General features: G+C 72.0%; 21 protein-coding genes. 8 read left to right on the top strand and 13 right to left on the bottom strand.

Annotation, left to right across the window (positions count from 1 at the left end; translation table 11 throughout):
- Positions 1-104 precede the first annotated feature (104 nt).
- The 3 genes from NCI01_RS19335 to NCI01_RS19345 all read right to left on the bottom strand — a co-directional run bounded on the left by NCI01_RS19335 (position 105) and on the right by NCI01_RS19345 (position 3,568).
- On the bottom strand, positions 105-848 hold the full coding sequence (locus NCI01_RS19335; RefSeq protein ID WP_254183127.1) for a sirohydrochlorin chelatase: 744 nt from the start codon (positions 846-848) through the stop codon (positions 105-107).
- 106 nt (positions 849-954) lie between these two features.
- Positions 955-1,698 (bottom strand): phosphoadenylyl-sulfate reductase, encoded by a 744-nt coding sequence (locus NCI01_RS19340; protein ID WP_254183128.1) that lies wholly within the window; start codon positions 1,696-1,698, stop codon positions 955-957.
- Positions 1,699-1,855: 157 nt separating this feature from the next.
- A complete protein-coding gene (locus NCI01_RS19345) occupies positions 1,856-3,568 on the bottom strand; it encodes a nitrite/sulfite reductase (RefSeq protein ID WP_254183129.1) in 1,713 nt (570 codons plus the stop codon).
- 354 nt (positions 3,569-3,922) lie between these two features.
- On the opposite strand from NCI01_RS19345, the gene NCI01_RS19350 reads away from it, so the two are divergent.
- Positions 3,923-5,359 carry a glycine hydroxymethyltransferase gene (locus NCI01_RS19350; protein ID WP_254183130.1) on the top strand — a complete coding sequence of 479 codons (1,437 nt, stop codon included), beginning with the start codon at positions 3,923-3,925 and terminating at the stop codon, positions 5,357-5,359.
- Here NCI01_RS19350 and NCI01_RS19355 read toward each other — a convergent pair.
- The 3 genes from NCI01_RS19355 to glgA form a co-directional block, all read right to left on the bottom strand.
- Positions 5,352-6,035 carry a hypothetical protein gene (locus NCI01_RS19355; protein ID WP_254183131.1) on the bottom strand — a complete coding sequence of 228 codons (684 nt, stop codon included), beginning with the start codon at positions 6,033-6,035 and terminating at the stop codon, positions 5,352-5,354. The two genes, NCI01_RS19350 and NCI01_RS19355, sit on opposite strands and share 8 nt — an antisense overlap.
- Positions 6,036-6,133: 98 nt before the next feature.
- Positions 6,134-7,021 (bottom strand): DUF559 domain-containing protein, encoded by an 888-nt coding sequence (locus tag NCI01_RS19360; RefSeq protein ID WP_254183132.1) that lies wholly within the window; start codon positions 7,019-7,021, stop codon positions 6,134-6,136.
- A gap of 133 nt (positions 7,022-7,154) precedes the next feature.
- Positions 7,155-8,342, bottom strand: a complete 1,188-nt coding sequence (gene glgA / locus NCI01_RS19365; RefSeq protein WP_254183133.1) for a glycogen synthase — start codon at positions 8,340-8,342, stop codon at positions 7,155-7,157.
- A 79-nt stretch (positions 8,343-8,421) separates the two neighbouring features.
- Here glgA and glgC point away from each other — a divergent pair, with 79 nt between their 5' ends.
- Positions 8,422-9,669, top strand: coding sequence for a glucose-1-phosphate adenylyltransferase (gene glgC / locus NCI01_RS19370; RefSeq protein WP_254183167.1), 1,248 nt, complete (start codon positions 8,422-8,424; stop codon positions 9,667-9,669).
- On the opposite strand, the gene NCI01_RS19375 is transcribed toward glgC, so the two are convergent.
- From NCI01_RS19375 to NCI01_RS19390, 4 genes are read right to left on the bottom strand one after another with little or no spacing between them, the layout of a single operon-like run.
- A complete protein-coding gene (locus NCI01_RS19375) occupies positions 9,666-10,904 on the bottom strand; it encodes an RNA polymerase sigma factor (protein WP_254183134.1) in 1,239 nt (412 codons plus the stop codon). The genes glgC and NCI01_RS19375 overlap by 4 nt on opposite strands.
- 2 nt (positions 10,905-10,906) lie before the next feature.
- Positions 10,907-11,260 carry a YciI family protein gene (locus NCI01_RS19380; protein WP_254183135.1) on the bottom strand — a complete coding sequence of 118 codons (354 nt, stop codon included), beginning with the start codon at positions 11,258-11,260 and terminating at the stop codon, positions 10,907-10,909.
- Entirely contained in the window at positions 11,257-11,619 is a 363-nt protein-coding gene (locus tag NCI01_RS19385) for a YciI family protein (RefSeq protein WP_254183136.1), read from the bottom strand. Before NCI01_RS19385 ends, NCI01_RS19380 begins: the two co-directional genes overlap by 4 nt.
- Positions 11,620-11,631: 12 nt before the next feature.
- Positions 11,632-11,982, bottom strand: coding sequence for a YciI family protein (locus NCI01_RS19390; protein ID WP_254183137.1), 351 nt, complete (start codon positions 11,980-11,982; stop codon positions 11,632-11,634).
- A gap of 167 nt (positions 11,983-12,149) precedes the next feature.
- Here NCI01_RS19390 and pgm point away from each other — a divergent pair, with 167 nt between their 5' ends.
- Positions 12,150-13,793, top strand: a complete 1,644-nt coding sequence (gene pgm / locus NCI01_RS19395; RefSeq protein WP_254183138.1) for a phosphoglucomutase (alpha-D-glucose-1,6-bisphosphate-dependent) — start codon at positions 12,150-12,152, stop codon at positions 13,791-13,793.
- Here the strand turns inward: pgm and NCI01_RS19400 are convergent.
- Positions 13,774-14,118, bottom strand: a complete 345-nt coding sequence (locus tag NCI01_RS19400; RefSeq protein ID WP_254183139.1) for a hypothetical protein — start codon at positions 14,116-14,118, stop codon at positions 13,774-13,776. The two genes, pgm and NCI01_RS19400, sit on opposite strands and share 20 nt — an antisense overlap.
- Before the next feature lie 153 nt (positions 14,119-14,271).
- Entirely contained in the window at positions 14,272-15,927 is a 1,656-nt protein-coding gene (locus NCI01_RS19405; protein ID WP_254183140.1) for an acyl-CoA dehydrogenase family protein, read from the bottom strand.
- A 109-nt stretch (positions 15,928-16,036) separates the two neighbouring features.
- Between NCI01_RS19405 and NCI01_RS19410 the strand changes: the two genes are divergently transcribed.
- From NCI01_RS19410 to NCI01_RS19420, 3 genes are read left to right on the top strand one after another with little or no spacing between them, the layout of a single operon-like run.
- A complete protein-coding gene (locus NCI01_RS19410) occupies positions 16,037-17,002 on the top strand; it encodes a YihY/virulence factor BrkB family protein (RefSeq protein WP_254183141.1) in 966 nt (321 codons plus the stop codon).
- A 2-nt stretch (positions 17,003-17,004) separates the two neighbouring features.
- Positions 17,005-18,096: a potassium channel family protein gene (locus NCI01_RS19415; RefSeq protein WP_254183142.1), complete on the top strand. Its 1,092-nt coding sequence runs from the start codon at positions 17,005-17,007 to the stop codon at positions 18,094-18,096.
- A gap of 13 nt (positions 18,097-18,109) precedes the next feature.
- Positions 18,110-18,733 (top strand): hypothetical protein, encoded by a 624-nt coding sequence (locus NCI01_RS19420; RefSeq protein WP_254183143.1) that lies wholly within the window; start codon positions 18,110-18,112, stop codon positions 18,731-18,733.
- Positions 18,734-18,829: 96 nt separating this feature from the next.
- On the opposite strand, the gene NCI01_RS19425 is transcribed toward NCI01_RS19420, so the two are convergent.
- A complete protein-coding gene (locus NCI01_RS19425; RefSeq protein ID WP_254183144.1) occupies positions 18,830-19,621 on the bottom strand; it encodes an IclR family transcriptional regulator in 792 nt (263 codons plus the stop codon).
- Positions 19,622-19,757: 136 nt separating this feature from the next.
- Here NCI01_RS19425 and NCI01_RS19430 point away from each other — a divergent pair, with 136 nt between their 5' ends.
- Entirely contained in the window at positions 19,758-21,137 is a 1,380-nt protein-coding gene (locus NCI01_RS19430; RefSeq protein WP_254183145.1) for an MFS transporter, read from the top strand.
- Positions 21,134-22,753 carry an arylsulfatase gene (locus NCI01_RS19435; protein ID WP_254183146.1) on the top strand — a complete coding sequence of 540 codons (1,620 nt, stop codon included), beginning with the start codon at positions 21,134-21,136 and terminating at the stop codon, positions 22,751-22,753. Before NCI01_RS19430 ends, NCI01_RS19435 begins: the two co-directional genes overlap by 4 nt.
- Positions 22,754-22,821: the final 68 nt, after the last annotated feature.

The following is a 22,821-nucleotide window of genomic DNA, read 5'->3' on the forward strand; positions in this document are numbered from 1 at the left end:
GACCTCGACGCGCTCGTGCGACTTCGTGCCTCAGTCGCGTCGCTTGCTCGATCTGGCCGAGCCCACGCGGCGCGCTCGTCCCTCGCGCGCCGCTGCTCGTCTCATCAGACGGGCACGAGCTCGACCGCGCCCACGGCGTAGCGGGCGAGGATCGCGCGGGCGACCGCCGGGTGCGCACCCAGCGGGTCGGAGACCGCGACGGCCCCGGCCTCGACGGCCAGCTCGGTCGCCCGGTCGGGCAGCCGGCCGGGGGCGAGGAAGAACGAGGCCACGGCGATGTGGCGCTTGCCCTCGGCGCGGAAGGCCCGCACCGCCTCGCCGGCGGCCGGGGGAGCGGCCGAGGCGAAGGCGGCGGTGACCGGGAGCCGGTGCCGCGCACCCCAGGTGCGGGCGATGCGGGCGACCGCCTGGTTGGCGAGCGGGTCGGACGAACCGGCCGCGGCCAGCACCAGCGCGTCGAGCTCGCGCACCCGCGCCGCCTTGAGCGCGTCGCGCAGGCGGACGTCGAGCACCTCGAGGAAGGCGGCCTCCATGCCGAGGATGCGGCTGGCCTGGATGCGTACGCCGTCGTGGCGGGCCATGGCCGCCTTGATGGCCTCCGGCACGTCGACCTTCGCGTGGTAGGCCTCGGTGAGCAGGAGGGGGACGACGACGATCTCCTCGTGACCGGCCTTCACCAGGCGGTCGACGACCGTGTCGAAGCTCGGCTTGGAGAGGTCGAGGAAGGCCGTCTCGACCTTGAGGTCGGGGCGCAGCGCCTTGACCTCGGCGACGAGCGCCTTGATCGTCGCGGCCGAACGCGGGTCCCGGCTTCCGTGGGCCAGGGCAACCAGAGCAGGAGCAGCCATCAGGGGTGCCTCCGTTCGTGTGTGGAGCGGTGGTGCTTCAGGTGGGGGTGCTGCGGGACGACGGCGTTGTCGACCCGGTGTGAGGAGGAGATCTCGTGGCATGTCGTCATGCGTGGATCCCGCACTCGGTCTTGGAGGTGCCGGCCCAGCGTCCGCTGCGCGGGTCGTCGCCGGGGGCGACGCGGCGCGTGCACGGCCAGCAGCCGATGCTCGGGTAGCCGTCGTGCACGAGCGGGTTGACCAGCACCCCGTTGTCGACGATGTACCGCTCGACCTGCTCGTCGCTCCAGCGCGCCAGCGGGGAGACCTTGACCTTGCCCTTGCGGGCGTCCCAGCCGACGACCGGGGCGATGACCCGGTTGTGGGTCTCCGCGCGGCGCAGCCCGGTGGCCCAGGCGTCGTACTCGGCCAGGGTGTCGGCGAGCGGCTTGACCTTGCGCAGCGCGCAGCAGAGGTCGGGGTCGGTCTTGTAGAGGTCCTTGCCGTACTGCTCGTCCTGCTCGGCGACGGTGAGCGAGGTGCTCACGGTGCGCAGGTTGACCGGGAGGGTCGCCTCGACGGCGTCGCGAGTGCCGATGGTCTCGACGAAGTGGTAGCCGGTGTCGAGGAAGACGACGTCGATGCCGGGCGCGACCGTCGAGGCGAGGTGCGCGAGCACGGCGTCGCCCATCGAGGAGGTGATCGCGAACCGGTCGCCGAAGGTCGCGACGGCCCACTCGATGATCACCTCGGCGGGCGCGAGCTCGAGCTCGGCGCCGACGTGGGAGACGAGCTCGCGCAGCTCCTCCGGCGTACGTCCCTCGGTGTGGGTGCCCTTGAAGTCGCGGGCGGCGCGGGTCGAGAGGCTCATGGTGCGCCTCCCGTGCCCGGGTGCGGGATCATCCCGGTCATCTGCACGGTGAAGCTGCGCAGGCACGAGCGGCACTCCCAGGCCCCTGCACCCTCTCGGGGGAACAGGTTCTCGTCCCCGCAGTAGGGGCAGTGGAACGGGACCGCGCGCTCGGACATCAGACCGCCACCGGCTCCCCGCGCAGCAGGACCTCGTCGGCGCGCGCCACCCAGGCGGCGAACCGCTCACCCTCGGTGCGGTCCTGGAGGTAGGCGCTGACGACGGCCGACACGTAGTCGTCGAGGCCGGCGCTGGTGACCTTGTGCGCGCGCAGCTTGCGGCCCATGGCGGGGTTGAGGCCGAGCGCACCGCCGAGGTGCACCTGGAAGCCCTCGACCTGCGTGCCGTCGGCGTCCATGACGAGCTGGCCCTTGAGGCCGATGTCGGCGACCTGGGTGCGGGCGCACGCGTTGGGGCAGCCGTTGACGTTGACCGAGATGTCGGTGTCGAGGTCGGGGAAGCGCTTCTCGAGCTCGGTCACCAGCCGGCGGGCGCGCTCCTTGGTGTCGACGATCGCGAGCTTGCAGAACTCGATGCCGGTGCAGGCCATCGTGGACCGGCGCCAGTTGCTCGGCCGCGCGGTCAGCCCGATCTTCTCGAGGTCGTCGGCGAACGCCTCGGTGTCGTCGGCGGCCACGCCGATCACGACCAGCTTCTGGTAGGCCGTGAGCCGCGCGCCGCGGGCGCCGTAGCGCTCGACCAGATCGCCCAGCGCGCTCAGCGTGGTGCCGTCGATGCGGCCGACCACGGGGGCGGCGCCGACATAGAACCGGCCGTCCTTCTGCTCGTGGATGCCGATGTGGTCGCCCTGGGCGATCGGCGACTCGGGGGAGGGGTTGTCGACGAGCTGCTTGTGGAGGTACTCGTTCTCCAGGACCTCGCGGAACTTCTCCTTGCCCCAGTCGGCGAGCAGGAACTTCAGGCGGGCCTTGGAGCGCAGCCGGCGGTAGCCGTAGTCGCGGAAGATGCCGGCGACGCCCTCCCAGGCGTCGGCGACCTCGTCGAGCGGGATCCACACGCCGAGCTTGTGGGCGAGCATCGGGTTGGTCGACAGGCCGCCGCCGACCCAGAGGTCGAAGCCGGGGCCGTGCTCGGGGTGGACGGTGCCGACGAACGAGACGTCGTTGACCTCGGGCGCGACGTCGTGGCTGGGGTGGCCGGTCAGCGCGGTCTTGAACTTGCGCGGCAGGTTGGAGAAGTCGGGGTTGCCCAGGATGCGGCGCTTGATCTCGGCGAGCGCCTCGGAGCCGTCGATGATCTCGTCCTTGGCGATGCCCGCGACGGGGGAGCCGAGGAACGGGCGCGGGCTGTCGCCGCACGCCTCCAGCGTGGTGAGGCCGACCGCCTCGAGCCGCTCCCAGATCGCCGGGACGCTCTCGATCTCGATCCAGTGGTACTGGATGTTGTTGCGGTCGGTGATGTCGGCGGTGTTGCGGGCGTACGCCGTCGACACCTCGCCCAGCGCCCGCAGGGCTGCCGCGTCGAGGATCGCGCCGTCGGTGCGCACGCGCATCATGAAGAAGCGGTCGTCGAGCTCCTCCTCCCCGAGCTGCGCGGTCTTGCCGCCGTCGAACCCGGGCGCGCGCTGGGTGTAGAGGCCCATCCAGCGGAAGCGACCACGCAGGTCGGCCGGGTCGATCGAGTCGAAGCCGCGGCGCGAGTAGGTGTAGAGGATGCGGTCCCGCACGTTGAGCGGGTCGTCGTCCTTCTTGGACTGCTCGTTCTTGTTGAGCGGCTCGGTGTAGCCGAGCGCCCACTGGCCCTCGGCGCGCTTCGGGCGCGGGATCTCGGTGCGCTGGGCGGCCTGGGGCGTGAACCGGAGGTCAGGCATGGTCAGGAAGGTCCTGTTCGCTGAGGGGTGCCGCGCGCGACGTTGAGCGCGGAGAGGGACTTCTGGGCGGCGTTCAGCGATGCCAACAGGTCGCGCTGCCCACACGCATGTAGTCGACGTGACGTCGGACCACGAGGTGCGTGTGGGTGGAGGCGGTGACCATGTCAAGAAGTCTCAGGGGTTGGACACCCGTTCCACAAGCCGAAATCTCGTTATGTGGGACAGCGCGCCACGATGTGAGACGACGTCGATCGCGCCCGCCCCGCTCAACAGATGAGTGAGGTCCAGGTCACACCTTCGTGACCCGCTGGTACGACTCAGCCTCGGCGTCCCGGGGCCTCTAGGCTGTTCCCCATGACGGACTCCCTGATCAGCAGCGCGTACTCGCAGGCCCTCGAGGTGATCGCGTCGGTCGAGCCGCGCATCGCCGAGGCCACCCGCCAGGAGCTCACCGACCAGCGGGGCTCGCTCAAGCTGATCGCGTCGGAGAACTACGCCTCGCCGGCCGTACTGCTGACGATGGGCACGTGGTTCAGCGACAAGTACGCCGAGGGCACCGTCGGGCACCGCTTCTACGCGGGCTGCCAGAACGTCGACACCGTCGAGTCCCTCGCCGCGGAGCACGCGCGTGAGCTCTTCGGCGCGCCCTACGCCTACGTCCAGCCGCACTCGGGCATCGACGCCAACCTCGTCGCCTTCTGGTCGATCCTCGCCAACAAGGTGGAGTCGCCCTACCTGGAGAAGATGCAGGCGAAGAACGTCAACGAGCTCTCCGAGGCCGACTGGGAGACCCTGCGCCACGAGTTCGGCAACCAGCGCCTGCTCGGCATGTCGCTCGACGCCGGCGGCCACCTCACGCACGGGTTCCGTCCCAACATCAGCGGCAAGATGTTCCACCAGCAGCAGTACGGCACCGACCCGGAGACCGGCCTGCTCGACTACGACGCGGTCGCGGCCAAGGCGCGCGAGTTCAGGCCGCTCGTGCTCGTCGCCGGATACTCCGCCTACCCGCGCCGGGTGAACTTCGCGAAGATGCGCGAGATCGCCGACGAGGTCGGTGCCGTGCTGATGGTCGACATGGCCCACTTCGCCGGCCTCGTCGCCGGCAAGGTGTTCACGGGCGAGGAGGACCCGGTTCCCTTCGCCCACCTCACCACCACCACGACCCACAAGTCGCTGCGCGGTCCGCGCGGCGGCATGGTGCTGGCGCAGGAGGAGTTCGCCGCCGACGTCGACCGCGGCTGCCCGATGGTGCTCGGCGGCCCCCTGTCGCACGTGATGGCCGCCAAGGCCGTCGCCTTCGCCGAGGCCCGCACCACCGAGTTCCAGGACTACGCCCAGCGGATCGCCGACAACGCGAAGTCGCTGGCCGAGGGCTTCCTGACCCGCGGGGCCAACCTCGTGACCGGCGGCACCGACAACCACATCGTCCTGCTCGACGTCTCGTCCTTCGGCCTCACCGGTCGCCAGGCCGAGTCCGCCCTGCTCGACGCCGGCGTCGTCACCAACCGCAACTCGGTCCCGGCCGACCCCAACGGCGCCTGGTACACCTCCGGCGTCCGGCTCGGCACGCCCGCGCTCACCACGCGCGGCTTCGGCCACGACGAGTTCGACACGGTGGCCGAGCTCATCGTCGACGTGCTCAGCAACACCGAGGCCGGCACCACGAAGGCCGGCGGGCCCAGCAAGGCGTCGTACGTCCTGGGCGACGGCGTCGCCGACCGCGTCACGAAGCGCTCGGCGGAGATGCTCGACAAGCACCCGCTCTACCCAGGTCTCGTCCTCAGCTGAGCTCCGCGTCCCCGTCCGCCTCCCCGTCGGCACCGGGGAAGCGGACCCACCGCGGGTCAGTGTTGACGTCGTAGGTGCGCTTGCCGTGCAGGACCCACAGGCCGACGTGCACGAGTGCCAGGACGACCCCGAGGATGGCGGCCAGCCACGGCCCACCCGGCCAGGCGATGAAGGCGACCAGCCCGCCCACGACGATCGAGTTGACCACGACCACGAAGATCGCGGCGCTGGCGAGCACGTGGTTGACGTCGCGGACCGGACCCATCGTGTAGGTCTGGGTGACCTGCCGCGGGTCGTCGCCGATCCCGGTGACGAAGTAGGGCGCCAGCGTGGGGTCGAGGGCCACGTAGGCCGCGCGGAGCCGGTTCATCCCCAGCACGAAGAAGTAGTCCTCCTGGCTGGCGTTGGCGACGCGGAAGCTGGTCAGCGTGCCGGTGAGCAGCACCACCAGGCCGAGGGTGATCGCCAGGATGCGGAACGTCTCGGTGTAGCCCAGCCCCTGCACGGCCAGCGCCAGGAACACCAGGACGGCGGAGGTGAAGGTGAGCTGCGCCGAGATGCGGCCCATGACCTCGTTCCACGTCTGGCTGCGCACCGCGAGCAGGCCCCAGTGCTCGGTCGCGAGGATCTGCGCCCGCACCGCGGGCGGCACGGGCTCGGGGCTCGGCTGGCTCATGGCGCCTCCTGGTCGTCCCACGGTAGACCGGCGCCTCGTCGCCCGGCATCCCCGATCTGTCGTAGACGCGCAGACAGAAGCCGTGCGCGCCGCGCCGCTCACGCGGCGACGGGCCACGCCGCGTGCGCTTCTGTCTGCGCGTCTACGCCGGTTGCCCGGCACAGCACCTCACGCACCCACGTCGGTCGCAGCATGACGTCGTCCCACGTGAACCGCAGCACCGTCCAGCCGTCGGCGGACAGCAGCGTGTAGCGCCGGACGTCCTTGATGAACCCGGCGCGGTTGCCGTGCCACTCGTAGGAGTCGCACTCGATGACGAGGCGCTTCTCGTGGTCGACCAGGTCCGGGCAGGCCCAGTAGTGGTCAGTGGACAGGACGACCTGCGGCGTCACGTCGAGGCCCGGCACCTGCAGGCAGATCGCACGTGTGACCGACTCGAAGGGATTGGCGGCCCTGGCGTCGGCGGCGCGGGCGATCCTCCTGACCTTCGCACTGCCCGCTCCGCGCACCTGCGCGACGATCCGGCGCAGCGTCGCCTCCTCGCCGTGGCGCAGGGCTGAGTCGGCGATGGCGAGGGCCTCGTCGTCGGGCAGCGAACGCAGGCAGTGGAGCAGGGTCACCTCGCGGCTCGTGGCCACCCCGGACACGTCGTCCGGTCCCAGGTCGGCGCGGTGCAGGACGACTTCGTCACGCCAGGCCCGCGGCACGTTGCGTCTCCTCGGGAACACGACGTGGGGCACCACGGGAACGCTCTTGACCTCCCACCCGTGGTGCAGCGCCGCGCTGGTCAGTGCGAGGTGGCCGTTGACGCGGTGCGCCTGCTTTGCGGCCGCGTCGAGGTCGGGCAGGACGTAACGCCCGTGCGAGGCGCGGACGACCACCCCGCGTCGCAGGGCCGCATCGACCTCGGCGCGCGACGTCACGAGGATGAGCCGGCCACGCGTGGCCAGCCCGCCCATGCGGCGCATCGCCTCGTCGACCTCCACGCCGCCAGCGTGCCTCAGGTCCGCGGGCGGCCGCTCGCGCTCTCCACAGGCCGTAGACGCGCAGACAGAAGTTGCCTGTGACGAGCCGGCCGAGCGTACGACCCGCCCGGCGGCGGAGGTTCTGTCCGCGCGTCTACGTCAGCGAGCGGTAGAGGTCGAGCGTCCGGGCCGCGATCGAGCCCCAGCTGAAGGACTCCTCGGCGCGGCGGCGGCCGGCGGCGCCGTAGGCGCGGGCGCGGCCGGGGTCGCTGACGGCGTCGGTGAGCGCGGCGGCGAGGTCGGCCACGTAGCGCTCGGGGTCGAGGGGCGTGCCGGTGCCGTCGGTGGCCTGCTCGATCGGCACGAGCCACCCGGTCTCGCCGTCGACGACGACCTCGGGGATGCCGCCGGTGGCGGTCGCGACGACGGCGGTCTCACAGGCCATCGCCTCGAGGTTGACGATGCCGAGCGGCTCGTAGATCGACGGGCACGCGAAGACGGTCGCGGCGGTCAGCAGGGCGACGACATCGGGACGGGGCAGCATCTCGGCGATCCACACGACGCCCGACCGCGACGCGGCGAGGTCGTCGACGAGCCCCCGCACCTCGGCCTCGATCTCGGGGGTGTCGGGCGCGCCGGCGCAGAGCACCAGCTGGACGTGGGGCGGCAGGGCGGCGGCAGCCCGCAGGAACAGCGGCAGCCCCTTCTGCCGGGTGATCCGGCCGACGAAGATGACGCTCGGTCGGTCCGGGTCGACGCCGAGGGCGCGGACCCGGTCGGGGTCGGCCACCGGCGCCCACTCCGTGGTGTCGATGCCGTTGTGCACGACGTGCACCCGTGCCGGGTCGACCGACGGATAGCTGCGCAGCACGTCGTCGCGCATCGCGGCGCTCACCGCGACGATGCCCGCCGCCCCCTCGTACGCTGTCCGCTCGGCCCAGCTCGACAGGGCGTAGCCGCCGCCGAGCTGCTCGGCCTTCCACGGCCGCATCGGCTCGAGCGAGTGGGCACTGACGACGTGGGGGATGCCGTGCATCAGCCCGGCGAGGTGCCCGGCCATGTTGGCGTACCAGGTGTGGGAGTGGACGAGGTCGGCGCCGTCGCAGTCGTCGACCATCGCGAGGTCGACGCCCAGCGTGCGGATCGCCGGGTTGGCGCCGGCCAGCGAGTCCGGCTCGGCGTAGGCGGTCGTGCCCGGCTCGGAGCGTGGCGCCCCGAAGCAGCGCACCCGCGCGTCCACGTCGGGCAGCACCCGGAGCGCGCGGACGAGCTCGGCGACGTGCACACCGGCCCCGCCGTAGACCTCCGGTGGGTACTCCTTGCTGAGGACGTCGATGCGCATGAGCCGAACCTAGCCGCAAACGCGCGCCTCGAGGGAGGTCGACCGCGCCCCTGCGGACGGCTAGTTTCATCGCATGGCAATGACGTCCCCGCGCAAGAAGGTCCTCGCCGTCGTCCTGGCCGGAGGCGAGGGCAAGCGCCTGATGCCGCTGACGGCCGACCGCGCCAAGCCCGCGGTGCCGTTCGGCGGGATCTACCGCCTGATCGACTTCGCGCTGTCCAACGTTGTCAACTCCGGCTACCTCAAGGTCGTGGTGCTGACGCAGTACAAGTCGCACAGCCTGGACCGCCACGTCACCACCACCTGGCGGATGTCGCAGCTGCTCGGCAACTACGTGACGCCGGTGCCCGCGCAGCAGCGCGTCGGCAAGCGGTGGTACCTCGGCAGCGCCGACGCGATCTACCAGTCGCTCAACCTGCTCACCGACGAGCAGCCCGACATCGTCGTCGTCGTGGGAGCCGACCACGTCTACCGCATGGACTTCGCGCAGATGGTCGCCGACCACGTCGAGTCCGGCGCGGGCTGCACGGTCGCCGCGATCCGCCAGCCGATCAGCCTCGCCGACCAGTTCGGCGTGATCGACGTCGACCCCACCAGCCCGCAGCGCATCCGGGCGTTCCTGGAGAAGCCGACCGACCCGGTGGGCCTGCCCGACTCGCCCGACGAGGTGCTGGCCAGCATGGGCAACTACGTCTTCGACGCCGAGGCCCTTCGCGACGCCGTCACCCGCGACGCCGAGCGCGAGCAGTCCAAGCACGACATGGGCGGCGACATCGTGCCGTGGTTCGTGGACAAGTCGGAGTCGGCGGTCTACGACTACAAGGACAACGAGGTGCCGGGCGCGACCGACCGCGACCGCGGCTACTGGCGTGACGTCGGGACCATGCGCTCCTACTACGACGCCCACATGGACCTCGTCTCGCCGCTGCCGGTCTTCAACCTCTACAACACCGCGTGGCCGATCTACACCAGCTATGGCCCGCACCCGCCGGCCAAGCTGGTCGAGGGCGCGAGCGGCACGCTGGTCTCGACCTTCAACTCGATCCTCTCGCCCGGTGTCGTCGTGAGCGGCGGCACCGTCAACAAGTCGGTGCTCTCACCCGCGGTGTGGGTCAAGGACGGCGCGGAGGTGTCCGACTCGGTGCTGATGGACGGCGTCCGCGTCGGCGAGGGTGCGGTCGTGCGCAACGCGATCCTCGACAAGGGCGTCGTCGTCCCGCCGGGCGTGCAGATCGGCGTCGACCAGGAGGCCGACCGGGCGCGCGGGTTCGTCATCGACGGCGGCCTCACCGTGCTCGCCAAGCAGCAGCCCGTCCCGGAGGACTAGAGCGCGTCGCGTCGCGCCACGAGGAAGGCCGTCTCGACCTCGTTGCGGCAGGCTGCGATCGCCTGGTCGTACGCCGCTCGCGCCGCGTCGACGTCGCCCGCGCGCGACAGCAGCTCCGCGCGCACCGCGGCCGGCCGGTGGCTCGCGGGGAGCTCCAGCCCCTCCAGCGCGTCGAGGCCGGCGGCCGGCCCGTGCAGCTCGGCGACCGCGACGGCCCGCGCGAGCCGCGCTGAGGGCGTGGGCGCCACCTGCAGCAGGACGTCGTACAGGCCCACGACGCGGTCCCACCGCGTGTCCTCCGCCGACGGTGCCGTGGCGTGCTCGGCAGCGATGCGCGCCTGGAGGACGTACGACGCCGCGAGCGGGGTCAGCGGTCCGGTCAGGCCGGGGCGGGCGAGCAGCCGCGTCGCCTCGGCGATCTCGTCGTGGTGCCACCGGGTGCGGTCCTGGTCGGCGAGGAGCACCAGTCGGCCGTCGGCCACCCGGGCGTCACGCCGGGAGTGCTGGAGCAGCATCAGGGCCAGCAGCGCGACGAGCGCCGGCTCGTCCGGACGCAGTCCGAGCACGACCCGCGCCAGCCGGATGGCCTCACCGGACTGCTCGGGGCGCAGCAGGTCGGGGCCCGTGCCGGGGGAGTAGCCGGCGGTGAAGGCGAGGTAGGCGGTCTGCGCCACCGTCTCGAGGCGCTCGGGCAGCACGCCGGCGTCGGGCACGCTGAAGGGGATGCCGGCGCCGACGATGCGCTTCTTGGCGCGGGTGATGCGCGCGGCCATCGTCGGCTCGGGCACGAGGAAGAGCCGGGCGATGTCCGCCGTCGGGACGCCGAGGACCAGCCGCAGGCTCAGCGCGCTGGCCGACTCCGGCGCCAGCGCCGGGTGGGCGCACATCAGCACCAGGCGCAGCACGTCGTCCTCGACCAGGCTGCCGGCGTCGGCCATCGTGCGGGCTCCGTCCTGGTGCTGCGCGGCGTCGACCAGCAGGAGCGGCTCCTTGCGGCGAGCCACCTCCTCGGTGCGGAGACGGTCGACCACGCGGCGGCGCGCGGCGGTCATCAGCCACGCCGGCGGGTTGTCGGGGACGCCGTCGGCCGGCCAGGTGCGGCTGGCGGCCTCGACGGCGTCGCCGAGCGCGTCCTCGACGAGGTCGAGGCGCCGGAACTGCGCCAGAAGCAGGGCGACCAGGCGGCCCCACTCCTGGCGCACGACCTCCTTGAGGGCGACGTCGGTGCCGGTCACGGTCAGGACGGGTCCACGGCCGGGGTGACCTGCATGTCGTAGGGCGGCAGGATCCGCAACAGGTCCAGCAGCACGTCGAGGTCGGGTGCCTCGAGGAGGTAGAACCCGCCCATGCCCTCGATGACCTCGGCATAGGGACCCTCGGTGAGCTGCACCGTCCCTCCGCGGGTCCGGACGGTCGTGGCGTGGGTCGGCCCGGCCAGGGCCTCGCCCGCCAGGATCTCCACGCCGTCCCGCTCGGCGCAGGCGGCGTCGAAGGCCCCGAACCGCTCCATCACCGCCGCCTGCTCCTCCGCCGTGTGCTCGGACCACGGCTTGAGCTCGCCGTCGCCGATCAGCAGCACCAGGTACTTCACGACGGCCGGTCCGCCGGGTCGACGTTGGGTCGTACCTCGATGCCGTCGCCGGTGGCGGCGATGATCTGGCAGCACTCCACGAGGCCGTCGAGGTCGTCGGTCTCGATCTGGTAGTAGCCGCCGACCGCCTCCGTCGACTCGGCGTACGGGCCCTCGGTGACGGGCCCGCCGCCCTTCGGGATCGAGCGGGCCTCCGACGTGCGGGTCAGCTCGCCGCCGCCCACGATGCGGTGCCCGCCGTCGGCGAGGGCCTTGTTGAACTTCGCGTACTGGGCGTAGCCCTCCTTGCGCTCCTCCATCGTCATCGACGTCCACCAACGATCGGCGTCGCCGATGATCAGCACTGTGTACTCAGCCATCTGCTCTCTCCTTCACTCGGCCAGTCGACGGAGCTCGATGTGCTCGCCGCGCGCGGCGAACCGCTCGCAGGCGGCGCGCAGCGCGTCGCCGTCCTGCGTGTCGACGAGGTAGAAGCCGACGACCTGCTCCGCCGTCTCGCTGAACGGGCCGTCGGTGACCAGCGCACCGCCGGACCCGTCGGGTCGCATTGACGTGGCCTGCGCCGAGGGCTCGAGCGGACTCACGGTGACGAGGGTGTGCCCCTCGGTCTCGAGGTCGCGCTGGAACTGCTGGTGGGAGCGGTGTCCCTTCGCGTGCTCCTCGGGCGGCAGGTCGGCCCACTCCGACTCGGGTGCGGGCAGCAGGATCAGGTATCGGCTCACGCCGGTGGCTCCTTCGGGTCACGGACCGCGGTGCTGCGGCCTCACCACTCTGACGGACCGGGGTGGCCCGGATCGACAGCCGACACGGCACTTTTCTCGGCACGTCATCGCGACCGACACGGCAGGGGTCTTGCCCAACCCACGCCGTGACCCGCCAAGATGGGGCCATGGCCACCCACGAGAGAGCCGGACAGCCCGCCCGCACCGAGGACCTGGTGGACGTCTCCCACCTCGTGACGGCCTACTTCGACCTCGAGCCCGATCCCGACGACGTGACCCAGCAGGTCGCCTTCGGCACGAGCGGCCACCGGGGCACCTCGCTCACCACCTCGTTCAACGAGGTGCACATCGCCGCGACCACGCAGGCCATCTGCGACTACCGGCGCGAGCAGGGCTACGACGGTCCGCTGTTCATCGGTCGCGACACCCATGCCCTGTCCGAGCCCGCGTGGGCCACGGCTCTGGAGGTGCTGGTCGCCAACGACGTCACGGTGCTCGTCGACGACCGGGACGGCTACACCCCCACCCCCGCGGTCAGCCACGCGATCCTGCGCGCCAACCAGGGACGTACGACGGGCGCGGGCCTGGCCGACGGCATCGTGGTCACCCCCTCGCACAACCCGCCCCAGGACGGCGGATTCAAGTACAACCCGCCCCACGGCGGTCCGGCCGACTCCGACGCCACCAGCGTGATCGCCGCGCGGGCCAACGAGCTGATCCGCGGCAACATCGCCGGCGTGCGCCGGGTGTCCTTCGCGAAGGCGCGCGCCGCGGTCGGCTCCTACGACTTCCTCGGCACCTACGTCGACGACCTGCCGTCGGTGCTCGACCTCGACGCGATCCGCGACGCGGGCGTGCGGATCGGCGCCGACCCGCTGGGCGGAGCGAGCGTCGCCTACTGGGGCGAGATCGCCGAGCGGCACCGGCTCGACCTGTCGGTGGTCAACCCGCTGGTCGACCCCACCTGGCGGTTCATGACGCTCGACTGGGACGGCAAGATCCGGATGGACTGCTCCTCGCCGCACGCCATGGCGTCCCTGGTGCGTCGCAAGGACGAGTACGACATCGCGACCGGCAACGACGCCGACGCGGACCGGCACGGCATCGTCACGCCCGACGCGGGCCTGATGAACCCCAACCACTTCCTCGCGGTCGCGATCGCCCACCTCTTCGGCGGCGCCCGTCCCGGCTGGTCGGAGGACACGCGCATCGGCAAGACGCTGGTCTCCAGCTCGATGATCGACCGGGTGGCCGAGTCGATCGGCAAGCCGCTGGTGGAGGTGCCGGTGGGCTTCAAGTGGTTCGTGCCCGGTCTGATGGACGGGTCGTTCGGGTTCGGCGGCGAGGAGTCGGCGGGCGCGTCGTTCCTGCGCCGCGACGGGTCCACCTGGACCACCGACAAGGACGGCATCCTGCTCGCGCTGCTCGCGAGCGAGATCCTGGGCGCGACCGGCAGGACCCCCAGCCAGCACTACGCCGAGCTGGTCGCGCAGCACGGCGACCCGGCCTACGCCCGCATCGACGCCCCGGCCAGTCGGGAGGAGAAGGCCAAGCTCAGCGCGTTGTCGCCCGACGACGTGACCGCCACGACGCTGGCGGGGGAGGAGATCACCGCCAGGCTCACCGAGGCCCCGGGCAACGGAGCCAAGGTCGGCGGGCTCAAGGTCACGACCGAGTCCGCGTGGTTCGCCGCACGGCCCAGCGGCACCGAGGACGTCTACAAGATCTACGCGGAGTCCTTCCGCGGCCCCGAGCACCTCGCCCAGGTGCAGGAGGAGGCACGGGAGGTCGTCACCACGGCCTTGAAGTGAGGGAGTGCTGCGACCCCCGCGCCGGCTGGGGGACCGTGACCGGCCCGGCCTCGATGGGTCCGCGCTCGGCGGCCCCCTGGGGACGTACGTCGGCGAGGTCGGCGTCCTCCACCTCGGCCCGCTGGAACCGCACCGCCGACACCGCGTCGAGCCGGACGAGCGACTGCGCGTCGCCGTCGTCGAGCACCACGCCGAGGCCGTCGCACCCGATCACGCGGCCGCGCAGCCAGCTGCCCTCGACCAGGACGCTGACCGCCGCGCCGGTGTCCTCCGCCCGCCGCAGCAACGTCCCCACGCTGAGCATCGTGCTCGAGATCCTCGTCATCGCCACCCCCACCGGCATGCCCACGCGCTGTGGGTCGGGCCGAACCTAGGTCGCCCGTCGCCCGCGTGACCGCCGATGAGGCAGGCGTGGACGAGGGCTTCGACGAACCTCCGGGGTTCCTGCGGGACTGCTGGGCGACTGGTGTGGACCAGCTCAGGCCGGCCGCGGCGTCGCCCGGTCGACGACCTCGCGCAGCGAGCCGCTGTCGAGCATCCCGAACGTGCCGCCGTACGACGTCCCGAACCGGCTGCCGCAGAAGGCGTCGGCCACCTCGGCCGGCGCGAACCGCACGAGCAGCGAGCCCTGGAGGCAGGCCGCCATCCGGCCGGCGAGCCGCCGCGCGCCGGCCTCGAGGCCGGCGGCCTCGCCGAGGAGCGCGAGGGTGTCGTCGACAGCGCGGTCGAGCCGGCTGTCGGCCCCGCGCGCGGCACCGACCTCGGTGATCCACGCCTGCAGCACCTCGGGCTCACGGCCCAGCGCGCGCAGCACGTCGAGGGCGTTCACGTTGCCCGAGCCCTCCCAGATGGAGTTGAGGGGCGACTCGCGGAACATCAGCGGGAGCCCTGAGTCCTCGACGTAGCCGTTGCCGCCGAGGCACTCCAGCGCCTCGGCGACCATCGCCGGCGTGCGCTTGCACACCCAGAACTTCGCGAGCGGCAGCGCGATGCGGCGCAGCGCCACCTCGTGCGGGTCGTCCGGGCGGTCGACGGCGGCGGCGAGACGCATGGCGAGCGCGGTGGCCGCCTCCGACTCCACGGCCAGGTCGGCGACCACGTTCTGCATGAGGGGCTTGTCGACCAGGAGGCCGCCGAAGGCCGAGCGGTGCGCGACGTGCCAGGACGCCTCGGCGAGCGCGTGGCGCATGAGCGCGGCCGACCCGAGCACGCAGTCGAGGCGGGTCGCGGCGACCATCTCGATGATCGTCCGCACGCCGCGTCCCTCGTCGCCGAGGCGCTGGGCGAGCGTGCCGTTGAGCTCGAGCTCGCTCGAGGCGTTGGACCGGTTGCCGAGCTTGTCCTTGAGCCGCACCACGTCGATGCGGTTGCGGCTGCCGTCCTCCAGCACGCGCGGCACGACGAAGCAGGTCATCCCGCCGTCGGCCTGCGCGAGCACGAGGAACACGTCGTTCATCGGGGCGGAGGTGAACCACTTGTGGCCGTCGAGGCGGTACCAGCCGTCGTCCGTCGTCGGCGTCGCGCGGGTCTGGTTGGCGCGGACGTCGGAGCCGCCCTGCTTCTCGGTCATGCCCATGCCGGCGAGCGCGCCGGTCTTGGTGGAGCGGCTGCGCACACCGGGGTCGTAGGACCGGGCGGCGAGCAGCGGCGTCCACTCCTCGGCGATGGCCTCGTCGGCGCGCAGCGCGGGCACGGCGGCGTACGTCATCGAGATCGGGCAGCCGTGACCCGGCTCCGTCTGCGACCACGCGAGGAAGCCGGCGGCGCGGCGCAGGTGCGCGTGCGGGTCGCCGGCCCGCTGCTGCTCCCACGGCGCCGCCTGCAGCCCGTGGCCGACCGCCCGCTCCATCAGCCAGTGCCACGACGGGTGGAACTCGACCTCGTCGACGCGGTTGCCCCAGCGGTCGTACGACGTCAGCTCGGGGTGGTGGCGGTTGGCGAGCATCCCGTGCTCGCGCGCCTCCGCGGTGCCCGCCTCGGCGCCGAGCGCGGTCAGCTCCTCGACGAGCCCGGGCGCGCCGTGCCGGACCAGCGCCTCGGTGAGCGCGAGGTCGGAGGTGACGACGTTGTGCCCGACGAGGGGCGGCGCCTGGTTGGTCGCGGTGCGGACGTCGAGGGTGCTGCGGTCGCTCATGCGCCCACCGTAGGGCGGATCGCACGCGGGGGTGACGCCGCCCACGTCGTGCGTCGAACCGCCGCGCGGGTGCGGTCGATGACCCCGTCGTCTCGATAGCGTGACGCCCATGGTCGAGGCGCGCGAGGACATCCCTGCCCCGCGCCGCGTGGAGGTGCTGCTGCGGCGGTGGCGCGAGCACCTGTGGCGCGTGACCGTCACGACCGTCGGCTCGTGCCTGCGGCACCGCGTCACCGGGCTCGCCGCCGAGGCGGCGTTCTTCGCCGTGCTCTCGGTCCCACCGCTCGTCTTCGCCCTCGCCGGTGCGGTCGGGTTCGTCAGCGAGCGGTTCACCGCGACCCAGGTGGAGGACGTGAGCAACGCCGTCCTGGAGGTCTCGCGCCAGGCGCTCACGGACCGGGCGGTCGACCGGATCATCGCGCCGACGCTCCAGGAGGTCCTCGACGGCGGGCGCTACGACGTGATCTCGATCGGCTTCGTCCTGGCCCTCTGGTCGGGCTCGCGGGCGCTCAACGTCTTCGTCGACACCATCACGATCATGCACGGGCTGGGCGGGCACCGCGGGATCGTGGCCACCCGGGCCCTGTCCTTCGTGCTCTACGTCATGGCGATGGTGACGGGAGCGGTGAGCCTCCCGCTGGTGGTCGCCGGACCTTCGCTGGTCGACCGGGTGCTGCCGGAGCGGCTCGACTTCGTCAACGGCCTCTACTGGCCGGTGGTGCTGGTGCTGTGCATCTGCTTCCTCGCCACGCTCTACCACGTGTCGGTCCCGGTGCGGACCAACTGGAGCTTCAACCTGCCCGGGGCGGTCTTCGCCCTCTTCTGCTGGATCGGCGGGTCCTACGTCCTGCGCTGGGTGCTGACGGTGACCGCCGCCGAGTCGCGCTCGATCTACGGCCCGCTCGCCGCGCCCATCGCCGTGCTGCTGTGGCTCTACCTGCTCGCGCTCGCCGTGCTGATCGGCGCCGCGGTCAACGCGGCCTTCGACTCGGTCTTCCCGCAGAAGAGCACGACGCGCGCCCGGCTGGAGCTGGTGCAGCGACTGCGCGAGCGGATCAGCGTGCGAGACTCCTGACCGTGCGTGCCGACAGCGTCCACCCCAGCGTGGGCCGGGTCTCCCTTCCCGAGCAGACCAGGTCGCCGTGGTGGGAGCTCGGCAGGCGCCTCCTCGCCGCCCTCGCGATCCTGGTCGGCACCGTCCTGCTGGTCTACTTCGACCGTGACGGCTACACGGACGGCAACGACCCCACCGACACGATCAGCTGGATCGACGCGATCTACTACACGACCGTCACGCTCAGCACGACCGGCTACGGCGACATCGCACCGGTGTCCGACCAGGCCCGCCTGGTCAACGCGTTCATCATCACGCCGGCGCGCATCGCCTTCCTCGTCCTGCTGATCGGCACCACCCTCGAGGTCCTTGCCTCGCAGGGACGAGAGATGTTCCGGGTCGCCCGGTGGAGGAAGAGGAAGATGGACCAGCACGTCGTCGTGATCGGCTACGGCACCAAGGGCCGGAGCGCCATCGAGACCCTGCTCAACAACGGCTACGAGCGGTCGTCGATCGTCGTGGTCGACCCCGACGCGATGGCGATGGAGGAGGCCAACCGCGACCAGCTCGTCGGCATCGCGGGCGACGCGACCCGGCGTGGCGTGCTGCGCCAGGCAGGCGTCGAGAAGGCCACCCACGTCATCATCACGACCGACCGCGACGACTCCAACGTGCTGGTCACCCTGACCGTGCGCCAGGTCAACCCCGACGCCTGGATCGTCGCCTCGGTGCGCGAGCACGAGAACGTGCCGCTGATGCGGCAGTCGGGCGCCAACTCCGTGATCACCTCCTCCGACGCCGTCGGGCGGCTGCTCGGGCTGTCGTCGATGTCGCCGATGCTGGGCTCGGTGATGGAGGACCTGATGACCTACGGCGAGGGCCTCGAGGTGGCCGAGCGCGACCTGCTGGTGACCGAGGTCGGCAAGCAGCCCCAGCGGCTGCCCGACCAGGTCATCGCCGTGGTGCGCGACGAGAAGGTCTACCGCTACTTCGACCCCGTGGTCTCGCTGCTGGCCCGCGGTGACCGCCTGATCGTCATCCGCCCGGCCAAGGAGCTGCCGTGGGCGCCGCGTCCCGGCACCCACGGCGAGGACCTGGCCGACGAGGACGAGTGACGGGCAGGCCGCCGTGATCGCCTCGCACCGCCACCGCTTCGTGTTCGTCAAGACCCGCAAGACCGCCGGCACCAGCCTCGAGATCGCGCTCTCGCGCCACTGCGGCCCGACCGACATCGTCACCCGGATCAGCCCTGAGGACGAGGAGCTGCGCGCGGCCGCCGGGGGAGTGGGCCCCCAGAACGACGACACCGACCCCAGCTCGTACGCCCACATGGGCGCACGCCGCGTCATCGAGGTCATCGGTCGCGCGACCTGGGACGACTACTTCACCTTCGCGGTGGAGCGGAACCCGTTCGACGTCGTGGCCTCGTCCTACCGCTACAGCGCGCGCAAGCCGACGTTCACCAAGACCTTCGCCGAGTTCGTCCGCACCCCCAAGCGGATGGAGCGCCTGGCCCTCAACGAGCGTCTCTACCGGCTCGACGGCCGGGTCGTGGTGGACCGGGTCTACCGCTATGAGGAGCTGCCTGCCGCCGTCGAGGACCTCTCGGCCCGCCTCGGGATCGACCTCGACCTCCCGCACGCCAAGCAGGGGAGCGGACCGCACTACCGCGAGCTCTACGGCCCCGGCGACGCCGAGATCGTGGCGCAGCGGTTCGAGCGGACCATCCGGGAGTTCGGCTACGAGTTCTGAGCGTCCCCCGTCCGCAGACTCCCCGCCCGAGCGGGGAGACTGACACTCCGAGGCCGTTGCAACCGCCTCCAGGAGCCAGAGTCGGCCAACAGGTCCTCAGGGCCCGCGGTGGCCGAGGCGTGCGGAGATCCGGTCGGCCGCGTCCTGGAGCCGTGGCAGCACCTCGTCCATCCGGTCGGCGTCCATCCGCTCGGCAGGTGCCGTGACGGACAGCACCGCGGCCAGGGCGCCGTCGGCGCCGCGCACGACGACCGACAGGGTGTGGACGCCCTCGATCGTCTCCTCGAACGCGCGGGCGTGGCCGGTGCGACGCACCTCCTCGACCTGGCGGCGCAGCTCGTCCGCGCCGGGCGGGTTGACCGGGACGATGTCGGTCTGCTCCCGGTCGTCGAGCACGCGCAGCACGTCGTCGTCGGAGCGTGCGGCGAGCAGCAGCCGGGCAGGGGCGCCGAACCACAGCGGGAGCGGGCGCCCGACGTGGAACCGCGCGCTGAGCCGGCGCTCGGGCTCCACCTGCTCGACGTGGACCAGCCGGTCGCCGTGACCCACGGAGAGGCCCACGGTCTCCCGCACCTCGGCGGCGAGGTCGGTCATCGGGCCGATGGCAGCGGTGTGGAGGCTGAGCCCGCGCTGGTAGGCCGACCCCAGCGCAAGGGTGCGCGGCCCGAGGCCGTAGCGCCGGGTCGCGGGGTCGCGCACAGCGAGGTCGACGCCCTCGAGCTCGACCAGGATCCGCTGCACGGCCGACTTGGAGAGACCGGTGCACTCGGCGATGGAGCGCACGCTCGGTGGCGCGACGTCGGTGGCCAGGGCGTCGAGGACGGCGACCGCACGCCGCAACGCTCCGCGCTCCTCGCGACGACTCGCCGGGGCGGGTGACAGGTCCACGCGGGCACTCCTCGATCAGTGGCAGGGGAAGGCAGGCACTCCTTGACACGCGGGTGCGCGCAGGCCAAAACTGACCGCGGTGTCCCACCTCGGGAAGCACTGTCCCAGTCAACGGGACAACATGCAAGGAGATCCCATGTCGCAGCCGGACACGACGGCCAGTGCCGCACCGGACTCCACCCGGGACGAGGCCCAGATCCGTCGCGTGGCGGGAGCGAGCCTGCTGGGCTCGGTGGTCGAGTGGTACGACTTCTTCCTCTACGGCACCATGGCCGCACTGGTCTTCAACAGCCAGTTCTTCCCGACCTTCGACCCGCTGGTCGGCACCATGATCTCCTTCGCCACCTTCGCCGCCGGCTTCGTGACGCGACCGCTGGGCGGCTTCATCTTCGGCCACTTCGGCGACCGCGTCGGGCGCAAGAAGATGCTGGTGCTGACGATGCTGATCATGGGCCTGTCGACCTTCGCGATGGGCCTCCTGCCCACCTACGCCGCCATCGGTGTCGCTGCTCCCATGCTGCTGCTCCTCCTGCGGATGCTGCAGGGCATCGGCCTCGGCGGCGAGTGGGGTGGCGCCGTCCTGCTGTGCGTCGAGCACGCGCCCGACGGTCGTCGCGGCTGGTTCTCGTCCTGGCCGCAGCTCGGCGTGCCGATCGGCCTCCTGACCTCGACCCTCGCGGTGACGGCGGTGACCCAGCTGCCCGAGGAGGCCTTCCAGTCGTGGGGCTGGCGCGTGCCGTTCCTCATCTCGATCGTGCTGGTCGTCGTGGGGCTGGTGATCCGCCTCAAGATCGACGAGCCCCCGGCCTTCAAGGAGATCGAGGAGGCCGACGCCAAGGCCGCCCTGCCGCTCGTCGAGGTGTTCCGCACCTACCCCAAGGTCACCCTGCTGGCCATGGGCGCCCGGGTCAGCGAGAGCGTGACCTTCAACATCTACAACGCCTTCCTCGTGACCTACACCGTCACCGTCCTGGGGCTCGCCGCCTCGGTCGTGCTCGACGCCCTCCTGGTCGCCTCCGTCGTCGGCTTCGTGGCGATCCTGGCCGCGGGTCGTCTCTCCGACCGCTTCGGCCGCCGCCCGGTCTTCGCCACCGGCGCCGGTCTCGCCCTGGTCAGCGCCGTGCCGATCTTCGCGCTCGTCAACACCGAGAACGCCGTGCTCATCACCCTCGGCGTCGTCGTCGGGTGGGGCCTGGCCGCCTGCATCATGTTCGGTCCCGAGGGCGCGATGTTCGCCGAGGTGTTCCCCACCCGGGTGCGCTACTCCGGGATGAGCGCGGTCTACCAGATCGGTGTCATCCCGACTGGAGCCGTCGCGCCGCTGATCGGCACCTCGCTCGTCAGCGCCTGGAGCGGGTCGGTCTGGCCGGTCGCGGTCTACGTCATGGCGATGGCCGCGATCTCGCTGGTCTCGGTCTACTTCCTCCCGGAGACCCACCGCCGCGACCTCCGCGACACGACGGCGTACGACGCCACGCGCGGGCCGGCGCTCACCGGCTCGGGGACCGGCCGATGACCGGCGCAGGCGGGCGCCCCGACGTCCTGCTGATCCTGGCCGACGACATGGGCTTCTCCGACGTCGCCTCCTACGGCGGGGAGGTCCACACGCCCTCGCTGGACCGGCTGGCGGCCGGCGGTGTCCGGATGACGCAGTTCTACAACACCGCACGGTGCAGCCCCTCGCGGGCGTCCCTGATGACCGGGCTGCACCCGCACCAGGTGGGCATCGGCATCCTCAACTTCGACGACGCACCCGACGGCTACCCGGGCAACCTCAGCGAGGAGTGCGCCACGGTGGCCGAGGTGTGCCGCGACGCCGGCTACGCGACGTACCTCTCCGGCAAGTGGCACCTCGCCGTCGACATGGACCACCCCAACCCCGCCTGGCCCACCCGCCGCGGCTTCGACCGGTTCTTCGGGACGCTCGAGGGGGCGGGCTCGTTCTACCGGCCGCGCACGCTTGTGCGGCAGGAGACCAACATCGAGCACGAGGCGGAGGAGCCGGGCTGGTTCTACACCGACGCCATCTCCGACACGGCCGTGCAGTTCCTGGCGGAGCACGAGCAGGAGCGCGGCGACGACCCGTTCTTCCTCTTCCTCTCCTACACGGCGCCGCACTGGCCGCTGCATGCGCACGAGGAGGACATCGCGACCTATGCCGGCCGCTTCGACGCCGGCTGGGACCGGCTGCGCGAGGAGCGGCTGGAGCGGCTCGTCGCGGAGGGCATCATCGACCCCGCCTGGCCGCTGACGCCGCGCGACGAGCGGGTGCCGGCCTGGGAGGACGTCGTCGACCGTGAGTGGGAGGCGTCGCGGATGGCGACCTACGCGGCGCAGGTCGACCGCATGGACCAGGGGATCGGGCGGGTCCTCGACCAGCTCGAGGCCACCGGCCGTCTCGACAACACCCTCGTCGTGTTCCTCTCCGACAACGGCGGCTGCGCCGAGGAGATGCCGCCGGGGGAGGGGGCCCGCGAGTTCGTGACGGCCTTCGTGCCGCTGCAGGAGACGACCCGGGAGGGGGAGCCGGTCGTGCCGGGCAACGACCCGGCGCTCCGGCCGGGTCCCGAGTCGACCTACATGTCCTACGGTCGCTCCTGGGCCAACCTGTCCAACACGCCCTTCCGGGAGTACAAGCACTGGGTGCACGAGGGCGGGATCTCCACGCCGTTCATCGCGCACTGGCCCGCCGGGCTGCCGACCGACGGCTCGCTGTGCCGGGTCCCCAGCCAGCTCGTCGACGTGCTGCCCACCATCGCCGACGCCGCTCGCGCCTCCTACCCGACGCAGCGCGACGGCCGCGAGGTCCCGGCGGCGGAGGGCGTGAGCCTGCTCTCCGCGCTTCGCGGGGAGGAGGCCGGCGGCGATCGCGACCTCTTCTGGGAGCACGAGGGCAACTGCGCCGTAAGACGCGGGCGGTGGAAGCTGGTGAGGAAGCACCGGGGCGCCTGGGAGCTCTACGACATCGAGGCCGACCGCACCGAGCTGAACGACCTCGCGAGCGAGAACCCGGGGCTCGTGACGACGCTCGCCGACGCGTGGCAGTCCTGGGCGGACCGGTGCGGCGTCATCCCGCGCGAGAAGGTCCTCGAGCTCTACGCGGCGCGGGGACACGGCCTACCGGAGGAATAGCTCCGGGGGAGTCGGCGGAGCGGGCGAGCTCCACGGGGGTGTGGTCGCCCGCTCCGTGCAACCGATCG

The organism is Nocardioides pinisoli (assembly GCF_024199985.1).
Classification (GTDB): Bacteria; Actinomycetota; Actinomycetes; order Propionibacteriales; family Nocardioidaceae; genus Nocardioides; species Nocardioides pinisoli.